28 protein-coding genes and 1 pseudogene are annotated in these 26,604 nt (G+C 52.8%); 12 read left to right on the plus strand and 17 right to left on the minus strand.

What is annotated here, in order from left to right:
* The first annotated feature begins 310 nt into the window (after positions 1-310).
* Positions 311-1,354: a quinolinate synthase NadA gene (nadA, locus tag ACLJRH_RS24715; RefSeq protein WP_000115342.1), complete on the plus strand. Its 1,044-nt coding sequence runs from the start codon at positions 311-313 to the stop codon at positions 1,352-1,354.
* A gap of 24 nt (positions 1,355-1,378) precedes the next feature.
* On the plus strand, positions 1,379-2,098 hold the full coding sequence (pnuC, locus tag ACLJRH_RS24720) for a nicotinamide riboside transporter PnuC (RefSeq protein WP_023137461.1): 720 nt from the start codon (positions 1,379-1,381) through the stop codon (positions 2,096-2,098).
* On the opposite strand, the gene zitB is transcribed toward pnuC, so the two are convergent.
* Positions 2,095-3,033 (minus strand): CDF family zinc transporter ZitB, encoded by a 939-nt coding sequence (gene zitB, locus ACLJRH_RS24725; protein ID WP_023137460.1) that lies wholly within the window; start codon positions 3,031-3,033, stop codon positions 2,095-2,097. The genes pnuC and zitB overlap by 4 nt on opposite strands.
* A gap of 110 nt (positions 3,034-3,143) precedes the next feature.
* Positions 3,144-3,530 (minus strand): YbgS-like family protein, encoded by a 387-nt coding sequence (locus ACLJRH_RS24730; protein WP_000784380.1) that lies wholly within the window; start codon positions 3,528-3,530, stop codon positions 3,144-3,146.
* A 319-nt stretch (positions 3,531-3,849) separates the two neighbouring features.
* Between ACLJRH_RS24730 and aroG the strand changes: the two genes are divergently transcribed.
* From aroG to ACLJRH_RS24745, 3 genes are all read left to right on the plus strand, one after another.
* A complete protein-coding gene (gene aroG, locus ACLJRH_RS24735; RefSeq protein ID WP_001109234.1) occupies positions 3,850-4,902 on the plus strand; it encodes a 3-deoxy-7-phosphoheptulonate synthase AroG in 1,053 nt (350 codons plus the stop codon).
* Between the two features lie 152 nt (positions 4,903-5,054).
* Positions 5,055-6,134 carry a FecCD family ABC transporter permease gene (locus ACLJRH_RS24740; protein WP_023137459.1) on the plus strand — a complete coding sequence of 360 codons (1,080 nt, stop codon included), beginning with the start codon at positions 5,055-5,057 and terminating at the stop codon, positions 6,132-6,134.
* A complete protein-coding gene (locus tag ACLJRH_RS24745) occupies positions 6,134-6,910 on the plus strand; it encodes an ABC transporter ATP-binding protein (RefSeq protein WP_001214710.1) in 777 nt (258 codons plus the stop codon). The genes ACLJRH_RS24740 and ACLJRH_RS24745 overlap by 1 nt, the downstream gene beginning before the upstream one ends.
* Before the next feature lie 90 nt (positions 6,911-7,000).
* Here ACLJRH_RS24745 and gpmA read toward each other — a convergent pair whose 3' ends face one another.
* From gpmA to modE, 8 genes are all read right to left on the minus strand, one after another.
* Entirely contained in the window at positions 7,001-7,753 is a 753-nt protein-coding gene (gpmA, locus tag ACLJRH_RS24750) for a 2,3-diphosphoglycerate-dependent phosphoglycerate mutase (protein ID WP_000301554.1), read from the minus strand.
* Positions 7,754-7,976: 223 nt separating this feature from the next.
* The gene (gene galM / locus ACLJRH_RS24755; RefSeq protein WP_000931428.1) at positions 7,977-9,017 is read right to left on the minus strand and encodes a galactose-1-epimerase; all 1,041 of its coding nucleotides are present in this window, start codon (positions 9,015-9,017) and stop codon (positions 7,977-7,979) included.
* Positions 9,011-10,159, minus strand: coding sequence for a galactokinase (gene galK, locus ACLJRH_RS24760; RefSeq protein ID WP_001049369.1), 1,149 nt, complete (start codon positions 10,157-10,159; stop codon positions 9,011-9,013). Before galK ends, galM begins: the two co-directional genes overlap by 7 nt.
* 2 nt (positions 10,160-10,161) lie before the next feature.
* Complete coding sequence (galT, locus tag ACLJRH_RS24765) at positions 10,162-11,208, minus strand: galactose-1-phosphate uridylyltransferase (RefSeq protein ID WP_000187471.1); 1,047 nt, start codon at positions 11,206-11,208, stop codon at positions 10,162-10,164.
* A 10-nt stretch (positions 11,209-11,218) separates the two neighbouring features.
* The gene (gene galE, locus ACLJRH_RS24770) at positions 11,219-12,235 is read right to left on the minus strand and encodes a UDP-glucose 4-epimerase GalE (protein WP_001265457.1); all 1,017 of its coding nucleotides are present in this window, start codon (positions 12,233-12,235) and stop codon (positions 11,219-11,221) included.
* Positions 12,236-12,457: 222 nt separating this feature from the next.
* A complete protein-coding gene (locus tag ACLJRH_RS24775) occupies positions 12,458-13,366 on the minus strand; it encodes a DUF2167 domain-containing protein (protein WP_000885519.1) in 909 nt (302 codons plus the stop codon).
* Positions 13,367-13,536: 170 nt separating this feature from the next.
* Positions 13,537-15,012 (minus strand): molybdate ABC transporter ATP-binding protein ModF, encoded by a 1,476-nt coding sequence (modF, locus tag ACLJRH_RS24780; protein WP_023137458.1) that lies wholly within the window; start codon positions 15,010-15,012, stop codon positions 13,537-13,539.
* Between the two features lie 67 nt (positions 15,013-15,079).
* Positions 15,080-15,868, minus strand: coding sequence for a molybdenum-dependent transcriptional regulator (modE, locus tag ACLJRH_RS24785; protein WP_001147416.1), 789 nt, complete (start codon positions 15,866-15,868; stop codon positions 15,080-15,082).
* A gap of 128 nt (positions 15,869-15,996) precedes the next feature.
* Here modE and ACLJRH_RS24790 point away from each other — a divergent pair, with 128 nt between their 5' ends.
* The 4 genes from ACLJRH_RS24790 (at position 15,997) to modC (ending at position 18,836) form a co-directional block, all read left to right on the plus strand.
* Positions 15,997-16,146 carry an AcrZ family multidrug efflux pump-associated protein gene (locus ACLJRH_RS24790; RefSeq protein ID WP_000891513.1) on the plus strand — a complete coding sequence of 50 codons (150 nt, stop codon included), beginning with the start codon at positions 15,997-15,999 and terminating at the stop codon, positions 16,144-16,146.
* 166 nt (positions 16,147-16,312) lie between these two features.
* Positions 16,313-17,086 carry a molybdate ABC transporter substrate-binding protein gene (modA, locus tag ACLJRH_RS24795; protein WP_000951416.1) on the plus strand — a complete coding sequence of 258 codons (774 nt, stop codon included), beginning with the start codon at positions 16,313-16,315 and terminating at the stop codon, positions 17,084-17,086.
* The gene (gene modB, locus ACLJRH_RS24800; protein ID WP_000604026.1) at positions 17,086-17,775 is read left to right on the plus strand and encodes a molybdate ABC transporter permease subunit; all 690 of its coding nucleotides are present in this window, start codon (positions 17,086-17,088) and stop codon (positions 17,773-17,775) included. Before modA ends, modB begins: the two co-directional genes overlap by 1 nt.
* Positions 17,776-17,777: 2 nt before the next feature.
* Positions 17,778-18,836, plus strand: a complete 1,059-nt coding sequence (modC, locus tag ACLJRH_RS24805) for a molybdenum ABC transporter ATP-binding protein ModC (RefSeq protein ID WP_000891710.1) — start codon at positions 17,778-17,780, stop codon at positions 18,834-18,836.
* Here the strand turns inward: modC and ACLJRH_RS24810 are convergent.
* The 6 genes and pseudogenes from ACLJRH_RS24810 to ACLJRH_RS24835 all read right to left on the minus strand — a co-directional run.
* Positions 18,837-18,992: pseudogene (locus ACLJRH_RS24810) on the minus strand (HAD hydrolase family protein); the annotation flags it as partial.
* A 373-nt stretch (positions 18,993-19,365) separates the two neighbouring features.
* Entirely contained in the window at positions 19,366-19,695 is a 330-nt protein-coding gene (locus ACLJRH_RS24815; protein WP_023892221.1) for a DUF1493 family protein, read from the minus strand.
* Positions 19,680-20,141: an STM2901 family protein gene (locus tag ACLJRH_RS24820; RefSeq protein WP_023137455.1), complete on the minus strand. Its 462-nt coding sequence runs from the start codon at positions 20,139-20,141 to the stop codon at positions 19,680-19,682. The genes ACLJRH_RS24815 and ACLJRH_RS24820 overlap by 16 nt, the downstream gene beginning before the upstream one ends.
* Positions 20,142-20,290: 149 nt before the next feature.
* Complete coding sequence (locus ACLJRH_RS24825; RefSeq protein WP_023892220.1) at positions 20,291-20,449, minus strand: hypothetical protein; 159 nt, start codon at positions 20,447-20,449, stop codon at positions 20,291-20,293.
* 22 nt (positions 20,450-20,471) lie between these two features.
* A complete protein-coding gene (locus ACLJRH_RS24830; protein WP_001109271.1) occupies positions 20,472-21,308 on the minus strand; it encodes a pyridoxal phosphatase in 837 nt (278 codons plus the stop codon).
* A gap of 124 nt (positions 21,309-21,432) precedes the next feature.
* Positions 21,433-21,588, minus strand: a complete 156-nt coding sequence (locus ACLJRH_RS24835) for an HAD hydrolase family protein (protein ID WP_370694610.1) — start codon at positions 21,586-21,588, stop codon at positions 21,433-21,435.
* Positions 21,589-21,751: 163 nt separating this feature from the next.
* Here ACLJRH_RS24835 and pgl point away from each other — a divergent pair, with 163 nt between their 5' ends.
* Positions 21,752-22,747, plus strand: a complete 996-nt coding sequence (gene pgl, locus ACLJRH_RS24840) for a 6-phosphogluconolactonase (RefSeq protein ID WP_023137454.1) — start codon at positions 21,752-21,754, stop codon at positions 22,745-22,747.
* 143 nt (positions 22,748-22,890) lie between these two features.
* On the opposite strand, the gene ACLJRH_RS24845 is transcribed toward pgl, so the two are convergent.
* Positions 22,891-24,174: a putative acyl-CoA thioester hydrolase gene (locus ACLJRH_RS24845; protein WP_001094763.1), complete on the minus strand. Its 1,284-nt coding sequence runs from the start codon at positions 24,172-24,174 to the stop codon at positions 22,891-22,893.
* Positions 24,175-24,411: 237 nt separating this feature from the next.
* On the opposite strand from ACLJRH_RS24845, the gene hutI reads away from it, so the two are divergent.
* Together hutI and hutG are read left to right on the plus strand one after the other, a co-directional pair.
* On the plus strand, positions 24,412-25,635 hold the full coding sequence (gene hutI, locus ACLJRH_RS24850) for an imidazolonepropionase (RefSeq protein ID WP_023137453.1): 1,224 nt from the start codon (positions 24,412-24,414) through the stop codon (positions 25,633-25,635).
* A complete protein-coding gene (gene hutG, locus ACLJRH_RS24855) occupies positions 25,632-26,573 on the plus strand; it encodes a formimidoylglutamase (RefSeq protein ID WP_001648436.1) in 942 nt (313 codons plus the stop codon). The genes hutI and hutG overlap by 4 nt, the downstream gene beginning before the upstream one ends.
* Positions 26,574-26,604 lie beyond the last annotated feature (31 nt).

The following is a 26,604-nucleotide window of genomic DNA, read 5'->3' on the forward strand; positions in this document are numbered from 1 at the left end:
CCTGCACGACCCACCAATGTAAAAAAGCGCCCTAAAGGCGCTTTTTTGCTATCTGCGATATGGAAGATTCGAACCTGTCGCAGGTTCGGGTCTTGCCTGATGCGCTGCGCTTATCAGGCCTACAGACGGCACCGCTCACGTAGGCCAGATAAGACGTTACGCCGCCATCAGATACGGGGCTACGTAATTATTGTGACTTTCCTTATTGAATCAGCTATCTTGTTTAGCATATAAAACAAATTAACCGATTGTGGCGTTTATTACGCTTTCATTCGGTTGTTTCGTTAAGTCAGTAAAACGAGAAGCCACGATGAGCGTAATGTTTGACCCACAAGCCGCAATCTACCCGTTCCCGCCGAAACCAACGCCGTTGAACGACGATGAAAAGCAATTTTATCGTGAGAAAATCAAGCGGTTGCTCAAAGAGCGCAATGCCGTCATGGTGGCGCACTACTACACCGATCCGGAAATTCAACAGTTGGCAGAAGAAACCGGCGGCTGTATTTCCGACTCGCTGGAAATGGCCCGTTTCGGCGCGAAGCACGCCGCATCCACGCTGCTGGTAGCGGGCGTACGGTTTATGGGGGAAACCGCCAAAATCCTCAGCCCGGAAAAAACCATTCTTATGCCTACCCTGGCGGCGGAATGTTCGCTGGATTTAGGCTGCCCAATAGACGAATTTAGCGCTTTTTGTGATGCGCATCCTGACAGAACCGTAGTGGTCTATGCTAACACCTCGGCTGCTGTTAAAGCGCGTGCGGACTGGGTTGTGACCTCCAGTATCGCCGTAGAACTGATTGAGCATCTGGATAGTTTGGGGGAAAAAATTATCTGGGCGCCGGACAGACACTTGGGGAATTACGTGCAAAAACAGACCGGGGCCGATGTACTGTGTTGGCAAGGGGCGTGTATCGTGCATGACGAGTTTAAAACCCAGGCGTTGACCCGTTTAAAAAAAATCTATCCCGATGCCGCTCTTCTGGTTCACCCTGAATCGCCGCAGTCCATTGTCGAAATGGCCGATGCGGTGGGCTCCACCAGTCAGCTTATTAAGGCGGCAGAAACGCTGCCGCACAGACAGCTTATCGTGGCGACCGATCGCGGCATCTTCTACAAAATGCAGCAGGCGGTGCCTGAAAAAGAGCTGCTTGAAGCGCCCACGGCTGGCGAGGGGGCGACCTGCCGTAGCTGCGCGCACTGTCCGTGGATGGCGATGAATGGCCTGAAAGCCATTGCTGAAGGGCTGGAGCAGGGAGGCGCGGCGCATGAAATACAGGTTGATGCGGCGCTACGCGAGGGCGCATTACTGCCCCTCAACCGGATGCTGGATTTTGCGACTACACTTCGGGCGTAAAGACGGAAATCTTTGGGGGAGATAATGGATTTTTTTAGTACGCACAACATACTGATTCATATTCCGATTGGCGCTGGCGGGTACGATCTCTCGTGGATTGAGGCGGTAGGAACCATCGCCGGCCTGCTCTGTATTTGGCTTGCCAGTCTGGAGAAGATCAGCAACTACTTTTTTGGGCTGGTTAACGTCACCCTGTTTGCGATTATTTTCTTTCAGATCCAGCTTTATGCCAGCCTGTTGCTGCAACTCTTTTTCTTTGCCGCCAATGTTTATGGCTGGTATGCGTGGTCTCGGCAAACAAATGATAATGAAGCCGAGCTTAAAATCCGCTGGCTGCCGTTGCCAAAAGCAATGGCATGGCTGGCGATATGTGTGATAGCCATTGGTTTGATGACGCGATATATCGATCCCGTATTCGCCGTCCTGACGCGCGTGGCCGTCGCCATTATGCAGATGCTGGGGTTACAGGTGACAATGCCCGTACTGCAACCGGACGCTTTCCCGTTCTGGGACTCTTGCATGATGGTACTGTCTATCGCGGCGATGATTCTGATGACACGCAAATATGTCGAAAACTGGCTCCTGTGGGTGGTAATCAACGTGATCAGTGTGGTGATTTTTGCTTTGCAGGGCGTCTATGCGATGTCGCTGGAATATCTGATCCTGACATTTATCGCCGTGAACGGTAGCCGCCTGTGGATAAACAGCGCGCGGGAGCGAGGATCGCGCGCGTTTTCCCGTTAATGGTGATGAACATGCCCGGATGGCGTCTGATTCAGGTGACAGTCCGGGCCGTGACACACTTGATACTCCATCTGAATCGTGGCGTGCGCAATATGGTATTCGTGCATCAGGAAATCCTGGATACGTTCCAGCAGCGCATCATGGTCGTGTGGCGGAATGACCTGAACGTGCAATGTCATGACCGGTTTTTCGCCGACCATCCAGACATGCACATGGTGTACGTTGCGGACTTCGGGGATTTCCCGGCTTAAATGGCGCTGTAAGGCATTAATATCCAGTGAAACCGGCGCGCCTTCCAGCAATTCGTTGACGCTATCTTTTAACAAACGCCAGGCGCTGCGTAACACCAGTACCGAAACCAGAATAGAGAGAATCGGGTCCGCTGGCGTCCAGCCCGTCCAGATAATGATCAGCGCGGCGACTATTGCGCCGACGGAACCCAGCAAATCGCCCATCACATGTAGCGCGGCAGCGCGCACGTTCAGGTTTTTTTCATCGCTTCCCCGATGGAGAATCCAGAATGCAAACAGGTTCGCCAGCAGACCCGCGACCGCAATCACCATCATCAGATTGCCCGCCACCGGACGTGGCGTGTAAAAGCGCTCTATCGCTTCCCAGACAATGAGAAGGGTAATGACCACCAACGCAATGGCATTCACAAAGGCCGCCAGTGTGGTGAGTCTTAGCCAGCCAAAAGTGTGGCGAACAGTCGGGGGGCGACGGGAAAATTGAACCGCCAGCAGCGCAAAGAGAAGGGCCGCCGCGTCGGTGAGCATATGTCCCGCATCCGCCAACAACGCCAGAGAGCCGGAGAGTATCCCGCCCACCACCTCAAGGAGCATAAATCCGGCAGTGACGATAAAGGCGAAAAGCAGGCGACGAGCATTATTATCTTTCGGCAGGTGTGAATCGGCATGAGAGTGTGAGTGCGCCATAACGTCATTCCTTTGTTATTCTCATCAATACTGTAGACATCATACTGATTTTTCGCTGACAAAATAAAAAGGAGAGCGAAAGCTCTCCCGTTATCAGACTTTTTTCTGCATTACTGTGTGGTACCGTCGGTTTTGGTATTCACGTCATTATTGACGCCATTACCGGTTTCCACTTTTTTATTAATATCCGGGCAGCGACCGTCTTTACACATGGTATTTTTATGCTCTTCATCCTTGGTCATTCCATCATGATTCATGGTTGAACCGTCCGGATGCTGCATCGTGCTGTTAGTATTGCCGTTGGTATTGATGTCGTTGTTATTCACATCATTTGGCGCCACATTCTGGCGGGCGTCCGGGGCAACCTGACCGGCATTTGCCGCCGAGTTCGCCTGGCCATTACTGGATTGCGCGTTAGATTCAGCAGCTAACGCTGCGCCGCTGGCAAGGCCGAGGGTAGCGGTGAGTAAAAGCGTAGTCAGTTTTGTCATTTTCATAAGATGCTCCTGTTATGGTGGATATGTCGGATAACCTCTTCCAACAGTGCACGTGTCAGTCAAATCCTCAAATAAGGGATAAAAAGCGTTCGCCGCCGCAGGTTAACGCAGCAGAGAATCTTGCAATAATTCATAAACAGAGTGGTTACAGTTAAAAAGTGTAGGTTAGATCCCATTTTTCGCTACATTTGTGCGTTTTTTTCCTGAATTCCAGGATTATTCCGTTCAAAGTGTAAAAGCCCGTTTACACTATTTAATTGAAGAGATAGATTGGAGGGATTGCATTCATTGGGATAAGTACGGCAACACTGGAATAAACATGAATTATCAGAACGACGATTTACGCATTAAAGAAATCAACGAGTTATTACCTCCGGTCGCGCTGCTGGAAAAGTTTCCCGCCACGGAAAATGCAGCAAATACCGTTGCTCACGCGCGCAAAGCCATCCATAAAATTCTCAAAGGCAATGACGATCGTCTGCTGGTGGTGATCGGTCCTTGTTCAATTCATGATCCGGCAGCGGCGAAAGAGTATGCCGCCCGTTTGCTGGCGCTACGCGATGAGCTTCAAGGCGAGCTTGAAATTGTTATGCGCGTCTATTTTGAGAAACCGCGTACTACCGTCGGCTGGAAAGGGCTGATTAACGATCCGCACATGGATAACAGCTTCCAGATTAACGACGGTCTGCGTATTGCGCGCAAACTGCTGCTGGATATTAACGACAGCGGCCTGCCTGCCGCCGGCGAATTCCTCGATATGATCACGCCGCAATATCTGGCCGATCTGATGAGCTGGGGTGCCATTGGCGCGCGGACTACTGAATCCCAGGTTCATCGCGAACTGGCGTCTGGCCTCTCTTGTCCGGTCGGTTTTAAAAATGGTACTGATGGCACGATTAAAGTCGCCATTGACGCCATCAACGCCGCCGGCGCGCCGCATTGCTTCCTCTCCGTCACTAAATGGGGTCATTCGGCGATTGTGAATACCAGCGGCAACGGCGACTGCCATATCATTCTGCGCGGCGGTAAAGCGCCAAACTATAGTGCGCAACATGTTGCTGAGGTGAAAGAAGGCCTCACCAAAGCGGGACTGACGCCGCAGGTCATGATCGATTTCAGCCATGCCAACTCCTGTAAGCAATTTCAAAAGCAGATGGAGGTTTGCGCCGATGTCTGTCAGCAGATAGCGGGCGGTGAAAAAGCGATTATTGGCGTGATGGTCGAGAGTCATCTGGTAGAAGGCAACCAGAGTCTGGAAAGCGGTCAGCCGCTGACCTACGGTAAAAGCATTACTGACGCCTGTATTGGCTGGGAAGATACCGATGCGCTGCTTCGTCAGTTGTCGGCAGCGGTAAAAGCCCGTCGCGGTTAATCTTCATTACGTCTTAAACCGGCCCGCAAGGCCGGTTTTTTATTGGAAACCGGTGAGATAGGCCACCGTGTCATCAATCGAAATATAAATAAATATATAACGAAATAATTCGGCGCTATAATTCTCCTCTGATTAATAACGTAGCCCGAACCATGACCTGTCAGGACAAATCACTTTTAGCCCCCGGTTTCGCTTCCACGCCCGTCATTCCGCGCTATCGCCAGATCATACGCAAACGGGCTGTGCTCATGTTAGCTATTGCGCTGGCGATGATGGCTTCACTGATGGTGGATGTAACCTGTGGGTCTTCTGGTTTACCGCTCAGTGCGCTGTGGCAGGCCCTTTTCCAGCCGGAAAAGGTGAATGCGGGCATACACGTTATTGTCTGGGATATTCGTTTACCCTATGCCCTGATGGCGCTGCTGGTAGGCATGGCGTTAGGGTTAGCGGGCGCCGAAATGCAAACCATTTTAAATAATCCGCTGGCGACGCCGTTTACCCTTGGCGTATCGTCCGCGGCGGCTTTTGGCGCTGCGCTGGCGATTGTGTTGGGGATCGGTATTCCCGGTATTCCAGCCGCCTGGTTTATCCCGGCCAATGCGTTCATCTTTGCACTTTTATCCGCGTTACTACTGGACGGTATTACCCGTTGGACAGGCGTCGCCGCATCCGGAGTGGTGTTGTTCGGCATTGCGCTGGTATTCACCTTTAACGCGTTGGTCGCCATTATGCAGTTTGTGGCTGATGAAGATACGCTGCAGGGGCTGGTATTCTGGACGATGGGGAGCCTGGTCCGCGCGTCGTGGGAAAAATTGGGCGTACTGGCCGTGGTGTTTATTGCTGTGCTTTTTTGCGCGTTACGAAGCGCCTGGCAACTCACGGCATTACGTCTGGGCGAAGAGAGGGCGATGAGCTTTGGGATTCATGTCCGCCGTTTACGCCTGCTGTCATTGTTGCGTATCAGCTTGTTATCAGCGCTGGCGGTAGCTTTCGTCGGGCCGATTGGTTTTATTGGTCTCGTTGCGCCGCACATTGCGCGAATACTTTTGGGGGAAGATCACCGTTTCTACCTTCCGGGCAGCGTGCTGATAGGCGGGCTGGTGTTATCGCTGGCCTCTATTGCGGCGAAAAATAGTGTTCCGGGCGTCATGGTGCCGGTGGGGATTGTCACCTCGCTGGTCGGGGTTCCGTTCTTTTTAAGCATTGTATTGCGACATCGGGGGAGTCTCTGATGCGCGGGTTAATGCTCCGCTCATTTAGCGCCGGCTATTCCACTCAGCCGGTTATTGCAGATCTCAACGTTCCCTTACTGCCGCGCGGGAAAATTACCATTTTGCTGGGGCCGAACGGCTGTGGTAAATCGACGTTACTACGTTCGCTGGCCGGGCTGAATAACGCCGACGGCGAGGCGCTGCTTGATGGCGAAGATCTCATGTCGTTATCGTTTGCCGAGCGGGCGCAGAAAGTTGTGTTTTTGCCGCAGTCATTACCGCAGGGCGTACATCTGCATGTACTGGAGTCGATTATCGTGGTACTGCGGGCATCAGGCGGCAGAGACAATGCGCAGGGCAGAGCGCAGATACTGGCTATCCTTGAGCAATTGGGCATAACGCATCTGGCGTTGCAGTATCTCGACCAGCTTTCCGGCGGTCAGCGGCAGTTAGTGGGTCTGGCGCAATCGCTGATTCGTCGCCCTGAACTTCTGTTGCTGGATGAGCCGCTCAGCGCGCTGGATTTAAACTATCAGTTTCACGTAATGGATCTCGTGCGTCGGGATACCCAAGCGCAAAATAGGGTAACGATAGTCGTGGCGCATGACATTAATATTGCACTGCGTCATGGTGACCATGTCCTGATGCTAAAAGACGGCAGGCTGGTCGCCAGCGGCGCGCCGGAGACGGTGATTACTGCGGAGCGTCTGGCTGAAGTGTACCGGGTACGAGGACGTGTGGAGCGCTGTTCGCAGGGGAAATTGCAGGTGGTGCTGGACGGCGTGATCGCTGTTTAAGACATATTGCCTGATGGCGCTGCGCTTATCCGGCCTACCCATTGCTCGTAGGCCGGATAAGGCAGTTATACCGCCATCCGGCAAAGGTGATTACTTCGCTTTACCCTGATTCGCCACGGCAGCCGCTTTCGCAGCGATTTCGTCAGCGTTGCCCAGATAGTAATGTTTGATCGGCTTGAAGTTTTCGTCGAACTCATACACCAGCGGCACGCCGGTCGGGATGTTTAACTCAAGGATCTCATCTTCACTCATGTTATCCAGGTATTTCACCAGCGCACGCAATGAGTTACCGTGAGCGGCGATGATCACGCGCTCACCGCTCTTCATACGCGGCAGGATGGTGTCGTTCCAGTAAGGAATAACGCGGTCGATGGTCAGCGCCAGACTTTCGGTCAACGGCAGCTCTTTCTCGCTCAGTTTGGCATAACGTGGATCGTGACCCGGATAACGCTCATCATCTTTGGTCAGTTCCGGCGGCGTCACGGCAAAACCGCGGCGCCACTGCTTAACCTGCTCGTCACCATATTTTTCTGCCGTTTCCGCTTTATTCAGCCCCTGCAACGCGCCGTAGTGACGTTCATTGAGTTTCCAGGATTTTTCCACCGGCAGCCACGCCTGATCCAGTTCATCCAGTACGTTCCACAGCGTATGGATAGCGCGTTTCAGTACGGAAGTGTAGGCAAAATCAAAGCTGAAACCTTCTTCTTTTAGCAGTTTACCCGCTGCTTTTGCTTCGCTTACGCCTTTTTCAGACAGGTCAACATCATACCAGCCGGTGAAACGGTTCTCTTTGTTCCATTGACTTTCACCGTGACGTACCAGAACCAGCTTAGTTACAGCCATACTCTCACTCCTATAAATCATATGTAATGATAATAATTCTCATTATATTGCCGCGAGGTGTTGGCGGCAATGCTTACGCATAACCATAGCGAAAATAGTGGCGCAGTGTAAGGTTCTTGTGAACTCAGAGTTGCGATTTTGTCTTTAAGTGGTGGAGGTTTGAGCAGGGCAATGGCGCGTAGGCCCGATAAGCTTGCGTCATCGGGCATGTAGCGGCATATCGTTAGAACGGAATAAACTGATACTCGGTCAGGCTGGCGTACTCCTCGCCAGGGCGAAGGATACAGTCAGGCTGCGGCCATTCAGGATGATTCGGGCTGTCCGGCAGCAGTTCGCTCTCCAGCGCCAGCCCTTGCCAGTCGGCATAAGGTTCCGGCCCGCGGGAAGGTGTACCCGCCAGATAATTGCCGGAATAAAACTGTAGCGCCGGGGCGGTGGTGTAAACCATCATTTGTAGCTTTCCATCCTGTGACCACAGACGGGCCGCCGGCTTTTTGCCATCACCCTGCGTCTGTAGCAGGAAAGCATGATCGTAGCCTTTAACCTTGCGCTGATCGTCATCGGCGAGAAACTCGCTGGCAATGACTTTTGGCATCCGGAAGTCAAACGAGGTATTGGCTACCGATTTTAGCCCCTGGCGTGGAATACCGGATTCATCTACCGGCAGATACTCATCCGCCAGAATTTGCAGCTTATGTTGGCGCACGTCGGTCCGATCGCCGTCCAGATTAAAATAGACGTGGTTGGTCAAATTCACCGGACAGGGTTTATCGACCGTTGCCCGGTAGGTGATGGAGATTCTATTGTCATCGGTCAGACGATATTGCGCCGTGGCGCAAAGATGGCCAGGAAAGCCCTGGTCGCCGTCATCAGAGGTGAGCGCGAATAATACCTGGCGATCGTTCTGGTTCACAATTTGCCAGCGGCGCTTGTCAAAGCCTTCCGGTCCGCCGTGTAGCTGGTTCTCGCCCTGGCTTGGGCTTAACTGTACGGTTTCGCCGGCAAACGTATAACGGCTATTGGCGATACGGTTCGCGTAACGGCCAATAGAGGCGCCGAGGAACGACGTCTGTTCAGGGTAGTGTTCCGGGCTGGCGCAGCCCAGCAATGCTTCCCGAACGCTGCCGTCAGACAGCGGAATACGGGCGGAAAGAAGAGTGGCTCCCCAGTCCATCAGCGTTACCACCATCCCTGCGCTGTTGCGCAGGGTTAGCAGGCGGTACGGTTGACCATCGGGGGCCAGTGCGGGCGTTTCATTTAGCACTGTCCTGCTCCTTGTGACGGTTTGCATACATAAAAGGTTTCTTTGATTCCGGTTTTCGCTTCGTACTGTTGCGCAACGGCCTGCTGCACAGCGGGAACCAGATCTTCCGGGATCAGCGCGACAACACACCCGCCAAAGCCGCCGCCGGTCATGCGCACGCCGCCTTGATCGCCGATGGTCGCTTTGACAATGTCTACCAGCGTGTCTATCTGCGGGACGGTAATTTCGAAATCATCGCGCATTGAGGCATGGGACTCCGCCATCAGTTGGCCCATACGTTGCAAATCACCTTTCTCCAGCGCGCTTGCCGCTTCAACGGTGCGCGCATTTTCGCTCAATACATGGCGAACGCGTTTTGCGACTACCGGGTCCAGTTCGCTGGCAACGGCATTGAACGCCTCAAGGCTGACATCGCGCAGGGCCGGCTGCTGGAAGAAACGGGCGCCGGTTTCGCACTGTTCACGGCGGGTATTATACTCGCTGCCCACCAGAGTGCGCTTAAAGTTACTGTTGATGATCACCACGGCCACACCTTTCGGCATGGAAACCGCTTTGGTGCCGAGCGTACGGCAATCAATCAGCAACGCATGATCTTTTTTGCCGAGCGCAGAGATGAGCTGATCCATAATGCCGCAGTTACAGCCGACAAACTGGTTCTCGGCCTCTTGTCCGTTGAGCGCAATTTGCGCGCCGTCCAGCGGCAGGTGATAAAGCTGCTGGAAGACGGTGCCCACCGCCACTTCCAGCGAGGCGGAGGAGCTTAACCCGGCACCCTGCGGCACATTGCCGCTGATGACCATATCCACGCCGCCAAACGCGTTGTTACGCTGTTGCAGATGTTTCACTACGCCGCGCACATAGTTAGACCACTGCTGGCTATCGTGGGTCACGATCGGCGCATCCAGTGAAAATTCGTCCACCTGATTGTCGTAATCGGCGGCAATCACCCGTACGGTACGATCGTCGCGCGGCGCACAGCTAATTACGGTCTGGTAATCGATAGCGCAGGGCAGAACAAAACCATCATTGTAATCAGTGTGCTCGCCGATCAGATTGACGCGGCCTGGCGCCTGAATCGTGTGGGTGGCAGGGTAGCCGAAAATTTCAGCAAACAGCGCGCGCGTTTTCTCTTTCAGATTCATTTTTATACTCCGGATTCGCGAAAATGGATGTCGCTGACCGCGCGCAGGCGTTCAGCCGCTTGTTCTGCGGTTAAATCACGCTGGGTTTCCGCCAGCATTTCATAGCCGACCATAAATTTGCGGACGGTCGCAGAGCGCAGCAGCGGCGGATAAAAGTGCGCGTGCAACTGCCAGTGTGCGTTTTCTTCACCGTTAAACGGCGCGCCGTGCCAGCCCATTGAGTAGGGGAAGGAACACTGGAACAGGTTATCATAACGACTGGTCAGCTTTTTCAACGCCAGCGCCAGAGAGTCGCGCTGCTCGTCGTTTAAATCGGTAATGCGCAGGACATGCGTTTTGGGTAACAGTAGCGTTTCGAACGGCCACGCCGCCCAGTAAGGCACCACCGCCAGCCAGTGTTCGGTTTCGACCACGGTGCGGCTGCCGTCCGCCAGTTCCCGCTGGACATAATCCACCAGCATTGGCGAGCGCTGCTCGGCGAAGTAGGCTTTTTGTAAACGATCTTCGCGTTCGGCCTCATTCGGCAGGAAGCTGTTGGCCCAGACCTGTCCATGTGGATGCGGGTTCGAACAGCCCATCGCTGCGCCTTTATTTTCAAAGACCTGCACCCACGGATAGGTTTTGCCTAACTCGGCGGTCTGCGTCTGCCAGGTTCTGACGATTTCCGTCAGCGCGGGCAGGCTCAACTCCGGCAGCGTTTTACTGTGATCGGGAGAAAAACAGATCACGCGGCTGGTGCCGCGCGCGCTCTGACAGCGCATCAGCGGATCGTGGCTGTCCGGCGCATCCGGCGTGTCGGCCATCAGCGCCGCGAAATCGTTAGTAAAGACGTAAGTCCCTTTGTAATCGGGATTTTTATCGCCGGTGACACGCGTATTGCCCGCACACAGGAAGCAGTCCGGATCGTGGGCCGGCAGCATTTGCTGAGACGGCGTTTCCTGCGCCCCCTGCCAGGGGCGTTTTGCGCGATGCGGCGAAACCAGAACCCACTGGCCGGTAAGCGGGTTATAACGGCGATGCGGATGATCGATGGGATTAAATGGGGTCATAACAACATCCTTAATCTGGGTATCCCTGCGGATGGCGTGACTGCCAGTGCCAGGTGTCCTGCGCCATTTCGTCAAGCGTGCGGGTGACGCGCCAGTTCAGCTCGCGATCGGCTTTGCTGGCATCCGCCCAATACGCCGGGAGATCGCCGTCGCGACGCGGCGCGAAGTGGTAATTAATGGGTTTACCGCAGGCTTTACTAAAGGCGTTGACCACATCCAGGACGCTACTGCCGACACCCGCGCCGAGGTTATAAATATGTACGCCGGATTTGTCCGCCAGTTTTTCCATCGCCACGACGTGCCCGTCGGCTAAGTCCATAACGTGAATGTAATCGCGTACGCCGGTGCCATCCTCGGTCGGGTAATCATTGCCGAAAACGGCGAGCGATTCGCGACGACCCACGGCGACCTGGGCGATATAGGGCATCAGGTTATTCGGAATACCTTGCGGATCTTCTCCCATGTCGCCCGACGGGTGCGCGCCGACCGGGTTGAAATAACGCAGCAGCGCAATACTCCACTCCGGCTGGGCTTTTTGCAGATCGGTGAGGATCTGTTCTACCATCAATTTACTTTTGCCGTAGGGGCTTTGCGGCGTGCCGGTAGGAAAACTTTCGACGTAAGGGATCTTGGGCTGATCGCCATAAACGGTGGCAGAGGAGCTAAAAATAAGGTTTTTAACGTTGGCCGCACGCATGGCGCTGATTAACCGTAGCGTACCGTTGACGTTGTTGTCATAGTACTCCAGCGGCCTGGCGACCGATTCGCCGACGGCTTTCAGGCCGGCAAAGTGAATCACGGTATCAATCGCGTGATCGTGCAGAATTTCGGTTATAAGCGCTTCGTTGCGAATATCGCCTTCGACAAAGGTCGGGTGCTTACCGCCCAGACGTTCAATAACGGGCAGCACGCTGCGCTTGCTGTTGCAGAGGTTATCGAGGATGACGACGTCATGACCATTTTGCAGCAATTGTACGCAGGTATGACTTCCAATGTAACCGCTACCACCTGTAACCAATACTCTCATAATTCGCTCCGTTAAGCCTATGGTATGGAATAACCATAGCATAACAAAGATGCGAAAAGTGTGACATGTAATAAATTAGTGGAATCGTTTACACACTGGTGATTTTACGCATTTATATCAATTAAATGATTACAAATCATCTGGCTTGAGAATGCTTCTGCTTTTTATCCGAAAAAAAGGCGCGTTACGCGCCTGGGAATGAAACGGACGGGGCAGGAGCTGTCAGTCTTTTTTACGCGAGAGTAGCTTCCTGGCGAGCGCCCCGACAGCGACGACGCCGATGGCGGTCACTTTCCAGAATTTAAGCAACGCGATACCGAGCATAGCAAGCAGTCCTACTTTCTTGGCCGCGATACCGCCAATCAGCGCGGCGAGCCCATACTCCGCTATTTTGTCCGTTGATTCGTTGAAGTCAGCGTAGCGTTGTCCAGCGTTGAACTTGACGGAACTGAGAATTCTTTTCGCCAGAGGGATTTCATGGTCAACAGAACCTCTGTCGGTCACCAGATTTAAAGAAAAATAGCCTTCACGTCCCAGCAGATAGGTGTTGTAGTTCACGCCTTGTTCATTCAGTGGTTCGTTGGTGCCGATATCCTGGATGGCGGCGGACCAGATCAGACGATGATTGGTTGCATCGTAGGTAGGCTTCTCGATCCAGCCAATAATTTCTATCGGCTCAATGCCTTTTGCAATACGATCTTTATTCGCTTCTTTTGTGCCTTTGCGCAGGTTATCCATTAATTCATCGGCATCCCAATTTTTTGCATCATCATCTTTTACATAACCAGAATCATCATATTCGATAGAAATAAATCCATTCATTTCCTTTTTAAATACGAGACCGTAAAAATATTCATCGTCAACATAGTTACCAATTTCACGCATAAATACCGCCGCTTCTTTTGCGGGTATCCAGGTAAATCCTTCCGGCAGATTAAGCGTGGCTTTATCACCTAAACTAATTTTTGTCGGACCCGCAACGGCGGCGCGACTCATGCCTTCAACAGCGACCTCAACGGCGGTTTTACGCGCTTCCTGCGCAGCGGTCGGCTTTTGCTCAGCATAACTGCCGGGGCAAAATAACATAGCTGCCAGTAAAAATAGTATTATTTGTGGAAAACGAAAAGCCATAATGAATCCCTTATATTCACATACGACATCATTGTCGAAAATTTCAGGATTATTATGACAATGAGGCGGTCAGCGATTCAAGAGATAGTAAGCTTATCGACCGTTATTATTATTCTTAATAAAAGGAGAGTGGTTCCAGAATGGCGCGCGGCGCCATTCTGATAATACATTTAATTATTGCATCGTCCGGAAACGTACTTATAACGTTCGCCCTCTGGTACAAATTCCAGTCGGTGGGTAATACAGGCAGGCGCATCCTCTGCATGATGGGAAACGAACAGCAGTTGGGTCTCTCCCTGGCGAATTAATACATCCACAAAACGGCGTACCAGTTGGCGGTTCAGCGGATCCAACCCTTGCAGCGGTTCATCCAGAATCAACACTGTCGGATGTTTAACCAGCGCGCGCACGATCAGCGCCAGCCGCTGCTGTCCCCAGGAGAGACTGTGGAAAGGGGCATCCGCCGTGCGCTTATCGATTCCCAGAATATCCAGCCACTGTTGCGCCAGTTTTCGTTGCCTGTCTGAAACGGCCTGGTAAATGCCGATAGAATCGAAATAGCCGGAGAGAATGACATTGCGTACCGTGGTACTGACGCGGTAATCCAGATGTAAACTGCTGCTGACGTAGCCGATATGTTTTTTGATATCCCAGATTGTTTCGCCGCTTCCTCGCCGCCGCCCGAACAGCGTAAGATCGTTGCTGTAGCCTTGCGGATGATCGCCAGTAATAAGGCTAAGCAACGTAGACTTACCCGCTCCGTTAGGACCGACGATCTGCCAGTGTTCGCCTGGATTGACTCGCCAGCTTAGGTGGTGGAGGATAGGGCGATCGTTATACGAGACTACGCCATCGTTAAGTACGATCCGTGGTTCGCCATCGGGTAACGCATGGCGGGCGGAAGGTTCGTCCGGTTCGGGTAATTGTACGTCGGTCAGACGCTCGCTGTGCGCGAGTTGAGCGACCAACGCCCGTTGCAGTAACTCTGTCGTCGTTCCGGTCTCCGCCAGCGTACAGTCGGCAAGCACGCCGGCAAACTGCACGAAGTCCGGGATTTCATCAAAACGGTTGAGTACCAGCGCCAGGGTAATACCCGCCTGGTTCAACGCCGTCAGGCGTTGCGCCAGTTGTTGACGGGCGGTCACGTCAAGCCCGTCGAACGGTTCATCAAGGATCAATAACTCCGGCTCAGACATCATCGCCTGACACAGCAGCGCTTTTCGCGTCTCGCCGGTAGAAAGGTATTTAAAACGCCTGTTGAGTAAAGCGGAAATGCCGAACTGCTGCGCCAGCATCGCACAGCGGGCAGGATGGTGAACATCATCCTGAATAATTTCCGCGGTAGTGCGCCCGGTATCGTTTTCGCCAGGACTGAGCATATCGGTGTTATTACGTTGCCATTCATCGCTGACCAGCTTTTGCAATTGTTCAAAGGACAGACGAGTAATGCGGGTAAACTGACACTGGCGCTCGCCTGTTAATAATGGCAGTTCACCCGCCAGCGCGCGGGCGAGCGCCGACTTCCCGCTCCCGTTAGCCCCAACGAATGCCCAGCTATCGCCCGCATTGAGCGTCAGCGAATCCAGATGAAGTGTTTTTGTATCGCTCAGACGAAACGTGCCTTGCGAAATTTGCAACGATGACATTTTGCATCCCATTTTATGCAGCGATGAATGACAGGGATACGTCTTTCGGCAACGGATGTCAATGTGCTTAGCACAACGTTGCAATAATCACTCTGTCCGCATTAAACCAGGCAATCACGTCATCGCCTTCCTTTAACGTGGCGGCATCCGCAGTCGGTATCGTGGCGCATAGCGTCTGGCCGTCCGGCAGCGCCATCAACACTTCACACTGTTCCGCGCCGCGCTCGATATGGCTGATCGTTCCCGACAACTGATTGTCAGCGGCGCGCGCAACGGCTGCATCCCGGGTAATGCCAACCCACGGCGCTTTTAGCAGGATCAGCACTTCTTTACCTTCCTCCAGGCCGAGACGCTCGCCGCTTTGCGCCGTCAGCGCAACTTTGAGCCGCGTTTTGCCGTCGGCCAGCAGTACGTCGACATGCTGTTGCACCTGATCGCGATCGCGGGCGGTAATGGTGCCGAACCACTGATTTCGGGCGCTGGTTTGCAGTGAAAAGCGGGAAATAGCGGCCAGCAGACTGTCAAGCGGCAGGGCGTCATCGTCGCTTAACACATCGAACGCTTTTTGCTGAATTTGGCCCAGCAAATCGTAAAGCTGGATCAGACGCTGACCATAGCGGGTTAATACCGCGCCGCCGCCGCCTTTGCCGCCCGTTGCGCGTTCAACCAGCATATGTTCACTAAGCTGGTTCATGTCGTTTATCGCATCCCAGGCGCTCTTATAGCTGATTCCCGCGTCTTTCGCGCCCTGACTAATCGAGCCGGAAAGCGCAATGTGTTTCAGCAGAGAGATACGTCGGGGATCGGCAAAAAGCTTTTGCTGAAGTTTCAGGGTAAGAAGGATTTCGGCCTGCATAACCAGCTCCTGGTAAAAAGACTATTGTGACTGAAAAGCGCGTCAGCGCAAAGCCGACCGCACAAAAGGGGAGTGCTTTTCTGTGTGATGCGGTTAAAATACAAAAAGGACTATATCTGGAGTTGCCCATGTTAGAGTTATTAAAAAGTCTGGTATTCGCCGTCATCATGGTACCGGTAGTGATGGCCATCATCCTCGGTCTGATTTACGGTCTGGGTGAGGTGTTCAACATTTTTTCCGGTATCGGTCAGAAAGACCAGTCCAGACAGAACCGCTGATTTCCCCAAACGCCCGCTCAGTCGGGCGTTTTTGTTACTCAAGATCCTGCTTTTCCTGCCGATATTTTCTGTGTTTAATCGTTAATGGGTATGAATAACCGCTGGGAAACCCCTGAGATTATCGTTATATTGTCGTTTACATAACGAAACACACAAGGAGTTACAGATGGCGCATTCCTGGTTACGCCTGGTCGCAGGGGCGACATTATCTTTCGTCATCGCTGGTCATGCGCTGGCGGATGAAGGCAAGATCACCGTATTCGCCGCCGCGTCGCTAACGAACGCGATGCAAGACATTGCGGCAGAATATAAAAAAGAGAAAAATGTGGATGTGGTCTCCTCATTCGCCTCCTCTTCAACGCTGGCGCGCCAGATAGAAGCGGGCGCGCCGGCGGATCTGTTCATCTCTGCTGACCAGAAATGGATGGATTACGCAGCCGATAAAAAAGCGGTGGATACCACGACGCGCGAAACATTGCTTGGCAATAGCCTGGTGGTGGTGGCGCCGAAAGCCAGCGAGCAAAAACCGTTTACCATCGACAACAAAACGGACTGGATTCGTCTGCTGAACGGCGGACGTCTGGCAGTGGGCGATCCGCAACACGTACCGGCGGGAATTTATGCCAAAGAAGCGCTGCAAAAGTTGGGCGCATGGCAAACGCTTGAACCGAAACTGGCGCCGGGCGAGGATGTGCGCGGCGCGTTGGCGCTGGTCGAACGTAACGAAGCGCCTTTGGGCATTGTATACGGTTCTGATGCGGTCGCCAGCAAGGGGGTCAACGTGGTGGCGACGTTCCCGGAAGATTCACATAAAAAAGTGGAATACCCCATCGCTATCGTGGAGGGGCATAAAAATGCGACCGTCAGCGCGTTCTATGATTACCTGAAAGGACCGCAGGCCTCGGCAATCTTTAAACGTTATGGATTTACGACGAAGTAATGATACTGACCGATCCAGAATGGCAGGCTGTCCTTCTTAGCCTGAAAGTGTCTTCCCTGGCCGTGCTGTTTAGCCTGCCGTTTGGGATCTTTTTTGCCTGGTTACTGGTACGATGCCGGTTTCCGGGCAAAGCCTTACTTGATAGCGTCCTGCATCTGCCGCTGGTGCTGCCGCCGGTGGTGGTCGGCTATCTGCTGCTGGTGTCGATGGGGCGACGCGGGTTTATTGGCCAGTGGCTGTATGACTGGTTCGGTCTCACGTTTGCCTTTAGCTGGCGCGGCGCCGTGCTGGCGGCGGCGGTGATGTCCTTCCCGCTGATGGTGCGGGCCATTCGGCTGGCGCTGGAGGGGGTGGATATCAAGCTTGAACAGGCCGCCAGAACGCTGGGCGCCGGGCGCTGGCGCGTTTTCCTGACTATCACCTTACCGCTTACCCTGCCGGGCATTATTGTCGGTACGGTGCTGGCGTTTGCCCGTTCGCTTGGCGAATTTGGCGCAACCATTACCTTTGTTTCCAATATTCCGGGCGAAACCCGCACCATACCTTCCGCCATGTATACCTTGATCCAGACGCCGGGCGGGGAGAGCGCGGCGGCGAGGCTGTGCGTGATTTCGATTGTATTAGCGCTGATTTCGCTGTTGATTTCTGAATGGCTGGCGCGGATTAGCCGTGAACGGACGGGGCGCTAACCATGCTGGAGCTTAATTTTTCCCAGACGCTGGGAACGCACTGTTTAACCCTCAACGAAACGCTGCCAGCCAGTGGGATCACGGCTATCTTTGGCGTCTCCGGCGCGGGAAAAACCTCGCTGATTAATGCCATCAGCGGTTTAACTCGCCCGCAAAAAGGACGCATCGCGCTGAATGGCCGGGTGTTGCATGACGCGGAAAACGGTATCTGTTTAACGCCGGAAAAGCGCCGCATCGGTTATGTTTTCCAGGATGCGCGCCTGTTCCCCCATTACAAAGTACGCGGCAATTTGCGCTACGGCATGGCGAAAAGCATGACCGGTCAGTTTGATAAGCTGGTGTCGCTGCTGGGAATTGAAGCGTTGCTTGATCGCCTGCCGGGGAGCTTGTCCGGCGGAGAAAAACAGCGCGTAGCGATAGGCCGGGCATTGCTCACTGCCCCGGAGTTGCTGCTGTTGGACGAACCGTTGGCCTCGCTGGATATCCCGCGAAAACGCGAATTACTGCCGTACCTGCAACGGCTGGCGCGAGAAATCAATATTCCCATGCTGTATGTCAGCCATTCTCTCGATGAAATTCTCCACCTGGCGGATAAAGTCATGGTGCTGGAGGATGGACAGGTTAAAGCGTTTGGCCCGCTGGAAGAAGTCTGGGGAAGCAGCGTTATGCACCCGTGGCTGCCGAAAGAGCAACAGAGCAGTATTCTGAAAGTCAGCGTGCTGGAGCATCACCCGCATTATGCCATGACCGCCCTGGCGCTTGGCGACCAGCACCTGTGGGTAAATAAACTCAATCAGCCGCTGCAATCCACACTGCGTATTCGTATACAGGCGTCGGATGTCTCGCTGGTACTACAGCCGCCGCAGCAGACCAGTATCCGCAACGTATTGCGGGCAAAAGTGGCAAATTGCTATGACGATAACGGACAGGTGGAAGTCCAGCTTGAGATAGGCGGCAGAACGCTGTGGGCGCGAATAAGCCCGTGGGCCAGGGATGAGCTGAATATCAAGCCTGGCCTGTGGCTTTACGCGCAGGTGAAAAGCGTTTCTATCACCGCCTGACTATAGCAGGTGGGTGTAAATAAATTTGGTGATGCTATCGGTAGTGTTATCGCCGATCACAACGTCAGCGCGCGCTTTCACCGTCTCATCGGCGTTGCCCATCGCAACGCCGGTGCCTGCCGCCTCCAGCATACTGATGTCGTTGTAGTTATCGCCGCTATAATTAATACTTCAGTATACGGATTTACAATGGCTTCATTAAAGTACTTATCCTTTCTTTTTCTGATGGTTAAGTACTGGAACGGATCGCCTGAATCACGTACTCGCCAATCGCGGGTTTCCATCTGCAAGCCATTAATACCATTAGTTTCTATCCGTACTTCCTCTGTAATATAGAGAAAGTAGTATGTTCCATCATCGTATGTATTAAATTCCATTCTAATCATTCTGTAAATCCCATAGTTGGTTAGTACTGCTAACCATTCTATGTATTTACTAGTAATCATGAAAATATACGCCTAATCATATTACCATTATGATAATAAAAATTCCCAAATAATGGGCGTTTAAAATATAATAAATTTATTCTTCAACTATATAACCAACGTCCAGCTTTAGCACTTTCAACGAGCATACCAACTGTTAGTGGCTTACGCGGATCGGGCTCTTTACTTCCAAAGTACTCTGGATTCAGATAGTTAAGTATGTCAAATCCTTCTGAATCTACATTCCAACGCTTGAAGTACTCTTGTAGAAGTTCTTCACTATCTTCAAAAATGAGTTTAAGATCATCCCTAATACTGGTATCAAGTGTGATGGTTCGCTTTGGCCCAAAGAGAAAGTACTTTTTAGTGTTATATTCCTGATCGATAAAATCGATAATTTCTTTCTCAATATCTCTCATTAGAAATATGTCCACTGAATGCGATCTTTAGGAACCGCCACACGATTAAATGTATCTTTAATATCACGCTGGATATCATAAATCGTAGTGAATGTCATAACCCAACCGAGCCAGGGCACATTACGACCAACGAAACGACCTAAATTATTCGTTGAGCTTAGCTGTAATGAGTTGATGGTTTTGCCTGTCAACGTTGGTAATCTGATCCCAGGTGGCAGTCTATAGTTCAACCAATTACTGATGTACTTAGAAGCAATTGATGTTCCTGGAGTTGTCCCACGAGGTTTACTCCTCGTAGGTAGAATTGGTTGCCCTGAGATAACCAGTGCAGCATCAACCGCTGAGATCCCCAGACGATCGCTCACAACGGCGATGGTGATAGCCCACCATAGCTGTTGTGGTGTCAGGTTGGGTAACCCGCCGTAGAAGTACGTACCATTCAATGTTTCAGTAGTGTCCATTTACTCATCCCTTCTAGCCATGACCAACAATTATATAACATCCAATCTCTTGTTCTAACTAACAATTACGGGGGTAGTAAGCGATTCAATATGCCTTTTCTGTTCCCTTAGGCACTTGAATTCTTGGTAGTTAGATTACTATTCTTCTTTTAATACTTGGTATCTTTCTTTGTAATGCAAAAACAGTCTTTAAAAACAGTCTTTAAATTTTCAAGTGTTGTTAAGCCATTATTAAATTGAAAACCAAATTGTTCTAACTGTTCATCAATATAAGTTCGCATTCCAATTTCTGGTTTAAATTCTATCATTACACACCTCCCTGTTTCAGTGTCACGCTGTTATTTTCTCTTCTGAAAAGTACTGATTAACTACATCAGCTATACCAGCTTCAGCATTATTACCTATAACCAAATCAGCACAGGCTTTGACTTCATCAACAGCGTTACCCATAGCAACACCCAAACCAGCAGACTTCAACATACTAAGATCGTTGAAATTATCGCCAAAGGCTATAACTTGGTCCATTGATAAACCTTGTGATTCTGCCCATTGTGCCAAGCGTTTACCCTTACTGTTTCCGGCTTGTGCTATGTCTACTTGATCGTGCCAGGACCATTCACAGGCAAGGCCAAGCTCGCGTTCTACAATTTGACCAAAGCTATGCAGTTTCTCAGTATCAGAGTCAGTAAGGGCGAATTTCCAGATAGCATCAACGTTCTGAGATGCTTCACTAAGAGAGGGTACTTGTTTGAAGATTGGACGTTGTGACTCTGGGAGAGATTTAGCCCAATTTTCTGTACGGATAATATGCCCCGTAGGTTCTTGGTAGAACATGGCATCATCGGCATACATCAGACTATGAACATTGTAACTATCAAGAAGGGAAATTAGTTGTGAAGCTTGTTCTGCTTGCAGGGGATCAGACTCAAGCACCTTCTTTTCTTGGTAATCGTATAATAATGCACCATTGCAACATATTGCAGGAGTATCTAATCTAAGTGATTGATAAAAAGGATGAATTGCAACAAAATGCCTTCCGGTAACAATGACGACTTTTGCACCAGATTTTCGGGCATTTTCTAAGGCAGTGAGTGATTCAGGGAGGATTTTTTTTCCAGGTGTTAATAAAGTACCGTCCAGATCGAGAGCTATTACCTGATAATTCATGCTATTTTCGCTGTGTCCATTTTAGAAGTTGCACTGATAGTACACCGCTCACTTTGTTGATCAATAGTTGTATGTCATGGGATGGGAAGCGAAGCATGAGTAAGATTTTTATTGTAGTAATGCTTCACTTATACAAATAGGTGCCGTTGCAGCAAATAGCAGGTGTTTCCAGCGCCAGCGCCTTGGCGCGTGATAGCGCGTCAAGTGAGGAGGGGAGTAAGGTTTTATGCGGGGTTAATAACGTTCCGTCTAAATCGAGGGCAATCACGCGTGCAGTCATAATTTTTTCCAGATTAAGAGTAATAATTCCGTCTGTCGGCATGGTACACCGGGACGGTAAGCAGACAAAATTCTGCGTCTGAATTCAGCATTCGCCGTCAAAAGCGACTACGTTAAGCTGTGTCCTGTTATTGCAGCTACATGCCATATGCAAAGGAGTATTCATGAAACAAACAGTCTATACCGCCAGCCCTGAGAGTCAGCAAATTCACGTCTGGAGCCTGAACCACGAAGGGACGCTGACGCTGGTACAGGTCGTGGATGTGCCCGGTCAGGTTCAGCCGATGGTGGTCAGTCCGGATAAACGCTACCTCTATGTCGGCGTGCGCCCGGAGTTTCGTGTCCTGGCGTATCGTATTGCGCCGGATGATGGCGCGCTGACGTTTGCCGCCGAATCCGCCCTGCCGGGTAGCCCGACCCATATTTCTACCGATCATCATGGTCGTTTTGTCTTTGTCGGATCGTATAACGCCGGTAATGTCAGCGTGACGCGCTTACAGGATGGCCTGCCGGTTGAGCTGGTGGATGTGGTGGAGGGGCTGGACGGCTGCCACTCGGCAAATATTACGCCTGATAACCGTACTTTGTGGGTGCCTGCGCTAAAACAGGATCGCATTTGTCTGTTTACGCTAAGCGATGACGGCCATCTGGTGGCCCTGGAGCCGGCGGAAGTGAATACAGTTGAAGGGGCAGGCCCGCGTCATATGGTCTTCCACCCGAATCGACAATATGCCTATTGCGTCAATGAACTGAACAGTTCGGTGGATGTCTGGCAGCTTAAAAATCCGCATGGCGAGATAGAGTGCGTACAAACCCTGGATATGATGCCCGCCGATTTTTCCGATACCCGTTGGGCGGCGGATATTCATATTACGCCGGATGGACGGCATTTGTATGCCTGTGACCGTACCGCCAGTCTGATTACCGTCTTTAGTGTCTCCGAAGACGGCAGCGTACTGAGCGTTGAAGGCTTCCAGCCGACGGAAGCCCAACCGCGCGGCTTTAATATCGACAACAGCGGGAAATACCTGATTGCAGCGGGTCAAAAATCACATCATATCGCGGTCTATGAAATTACGGGCACTCAGGGGTTGCTGACGGAAAAAGGTCGTTATGCCGTCGGCCAGGGGCCAATGTGGGTTGTGGTGAACGCGTACTAAAGCGCTGTGTGCCGGAGGGCGGCGGGCTGGAGCTCACCAGGGCAGGATGCCTGATTAATTTCAATAAACATCACTTGCAGTAAAACCACGGGCCGCCACATCTGCTGCGGCGGCCCGTTTATAAGCCTGAACCGGAACGGCGATTACTGCTTAGGTTCCGCCACCACTTTACTGCCTACACCGCGGTTGTTGTATTCCCACATGCGGTTGTAGTTAGTGTCGTTCAGATTACGCAGCACCTCGCCTTTGTCATCCACGGTTCCCGTATTTCCGGCAAACGGACGTTTCGAGATGACCGCGTCGGCCCACGGTTTGGCAACGTTAAAGCCCTCGTTAATCACGCTGTCGCGGATCACTACCTGACCGTTGGTGTTGGCGTCGACATCCAGCGAGCGGCCAAGCTGCGCAACGCCATCGCCGGAGGCGTTAAAGCGGCTGTTGATCGCCAAAAAGCCATAGTAAATATTGGACAGCGTAGCCGGGGCGAAGACGTAGGCTTCCTGCTGTGTGCGGGAGTTGACGACCTGGAAGTTGGTGTTATCGAACACCACGGCGCCACGTCCGGAAACCATATCCACATCGCCTTCAATATAGCTGTTCGTCACCAGCGTACGCGGCTGACGATCGGTTTGCAGACGGTTCTGCACGCCGCTGTTGGTCACAAAGAAGGTGTTCTGGCGGCCAAGGATATTGACCTTGTTAATCTGGACTTTGTCGCCATCGGTACGCAGCGCCACCGCCGGATGGTTTCCGGCATCGACACTGTCGCCCAGCGTGTTCTCGATGGTCAGATTTTGTAGCTGCAGACCGTTATTCTGCGACCAGAACGCGGCAGAACACATCACACCGATCGTCGCGGCGTGTTTGCTTTGGCAGTTATCGAACATATACCAGGCGGGTTTACCAGGCATATATTTCCCGCCGGGATTCACCGCGCGGCGCCAGTCAGCGACACTCATTTCACCATCAATCGCCATCCCAATTTTCACATCGATCGGTTTTTCACCGGTCCCGTACAGGGTCAGACTTCCCGGCGCGGCGGGAACATACACGGTCCCCTGATAGTCGCCCGGCATAATAGCAATGTACTGGCGTTTGTTCGTGCGTTTAACCATTGCCGCATCGACCGCGGCCTGAATTGAGGTGTGCGTAACGCCTGGCGTACCTGCCGGCCCCACCACAAAGTCAGGCTGTGCGGGCAGGGTAATCGGCGACGGCGACCACGGGGCGGTATTCGGCGTCAGGGAGGCAAAATAGTGCGCCGCAACGAAGTTTTTCGCTTCATTTGCCGACAGAATTGGGCGCGAGGCGGTGCCAGGCGCGGTTTGATCGGAAGGGATCTGATCGGGTGGCGTAGAGCTACAGGCGCTCAGCGTCACGCCAAAAGCCAGTGCCAGCGCCAGACGGGAAACCGATAATGTATTCACAGGTTGCTCCGGGCTTGAAAAAGTTAAATGACATCCATTGAAGCCTGCTTTTTTATACTAAGTTGAACGAAACGGGAAGGCGAAAAGGTAAAAAGTTCCTTTTCAGGCTGGAAACACCTGTAGCATCAGATAGTTTTATCACAATTAAGCAACAACTTTCGCGCTTTGAGTTGACAATCCGGAGCAGAAAGAAAATAAATGTCTATACAACTCATGACAGGCAAGAGAGCGACAGGAATGCGGCAACTTTTACCGGGCGATACTGTCTGGCGAAACATCAGGCTGGCGACAATGGACCCGCAGCGGCAAGCCCCGTATGGGCTGGTGGATAACCAGGCGCTGATTGTACGCGAAGGGTATATTTGCGATATCGTGCCAGAGACGCAGCTTCCTGTCAGTGGGGACAATATCCATGATATGCAGGGACGACTGGTAACCCCGGGACTTATCGATTGCCACACGCATCTGGTGTTTGCCGGTAACCGCGCCGCAGAGTGGGAACAGCGGCTTAACGGCGCGTCATACCAGCATATTAGCGCTCAGGGCGGCGGCATTAACGCGACGGTATCAGCAACCCGCGCCTGTGCGGAGGAGACGCTCTACCTGCTGGCGCGCGAACGCATGATGCGCCTTGCCAGCGAAGGCGTTACGCTGCTGGAGATTAAATCCGGCTATGGTCTGGAACTGGCGACAGAAGAAAAGCTGTTGCGCGTCGCTGCAAAACTTGCTGCCGAAAACGCTATCGACATTAGCCCCACGCTATTGGCCGCTCATGCTACGCCAGCGGAGTATCGTGACGACCCGGACGGCTACATCACTCTGGTCTGCGAGACGATGATTCCGCAGCTCTGGCAAAAAGGGTTATTTGATGCGGTAGACCTCTTTTGCGAGAGCGTCGGCTTTAATGTGGCGCAGAGTGAGCGCGTGTTGCAGACGGCGAAGGCGTTAGGTATTCCCGTTAAAGGCCATGTTGAGCAGCTTTCGCTGTTGGGCGGCGCGCAGCTGGTGAGTCGTTATCAGGGTTTATCGGCGGATCATATCGAATATCTTGATGAAGCGGGCGTCGCGGCGATGCGTGACAGCGGTACTGTCGGCGTGTTGTTGCCCGGCGCGTTTTATTTTCTGCGCGAGACGCAGCGCCCGCCGGTTGAACTGCTGCGCCGCTATCAGGTGCCTGTCGCCGTCGCCAGCGATTTCAATCCCGGCACCAGCCCGTTTTGCAGTTTGCATCTGGCGATGAATATGGCCTGCGTACAGTTTGGTCTGACGCCGGAAGAGGCATGGGCGGGCGTTACGCGCCATGCCGCACGCGCGCTGGGAAGACAGGCGACGCATGGGCAGCTCAGGGCCGGCTACCGGGCGGATTTTGTGGTGTGGGATGCTGAACAGCCGGTAGAGATAGTGTATGAGCCGGGGCGTAACCCTTTATATCAGCGGGTATACAGAGGAAAAATCTCATGACGCAATGGTATCCGGCTTCTCCGGCGCTTTGGCAGGGGCGCGATGACAGTATAGAAGCGCCGGATGCGCGGCGTCTGTTTCAGACCGTCACGCGCAGCGAGACCTTTTCCCCCGAAAACTGGCAGCAAAAGATCGCGTTAATGGGATTTGCCTGCGATGAGGGGGTAAAACGCAATGCAGGCCGTCCCGGCGCGGCAGGCGGCCCGGACGCGTTGCGTAAAGCGCTGGCGAATATGGCCAGCCACCAGGGACATGAACGGCTGGTGGATTTAGGCAATTGGGTTGCGCCGACGCCCGATCTGGAAGGCGCGCAGCAGGCCTTGCGCGATGCGGTAAGCCGCTGTCTGCGGGCCGGGATGCGCACGCTGGTGCTGGGCGGCGGGCATGAAACCGCGTTTGGACACGGCGCGGGGGTGCTGGACGCGTTTGCGCAGGAAAGCGTAGGGATCATTAATCTTGATGCGCATCTGGATCTCCGTCAGACCGACCGGGCAACATCCGGGACGCCGTTTCGTCAACTGGCGCAGCTATGCGACGCGCAGAGCCGCGCGTTTCATTATGCCTGTTTCGGCGTGAGCCGTGCGGCGAATACGCAGGCGTTGTGGCGGGAAGCGCAGTGGCGGAATGTTACCGCGGTGGAGGATCTTGACTGCCATGACGCGCTGGCGCAGATGACGCAGTTTATCGACAAGGTGGATAAAATTTATCTGACTATCGATCTCGACGTATTGCCTGTCTGGGAAATGCCGGCCGTCTCCGCTCCCGCAGCGCTGGGCGTGCCACTGATACAGGTTCTGCGTTTAATTGAGCCGGTTTGCCGCAGCGGAAAATTACAGGCGGCGGATCTGGTTGAATTTAATCCACGCTTTGATGAAGATGGCGCAGCGGCGCGCGTGGCGGCGCGGCTTGGCTGGCAAATCGCGCACTGGTGGCGTTAATCTGTCATCCGCAAAACACTCTCCGCATAAG

The organism is Salmonella sp. SAL04162, from assembly GCF_046551535.1.
Lineage (GTDB): Bacteria > Pseudomonadota > Gammaproteobacteria > Enterobacterales > Enterobacteriaceae > Salmonella > Salmonella enterica.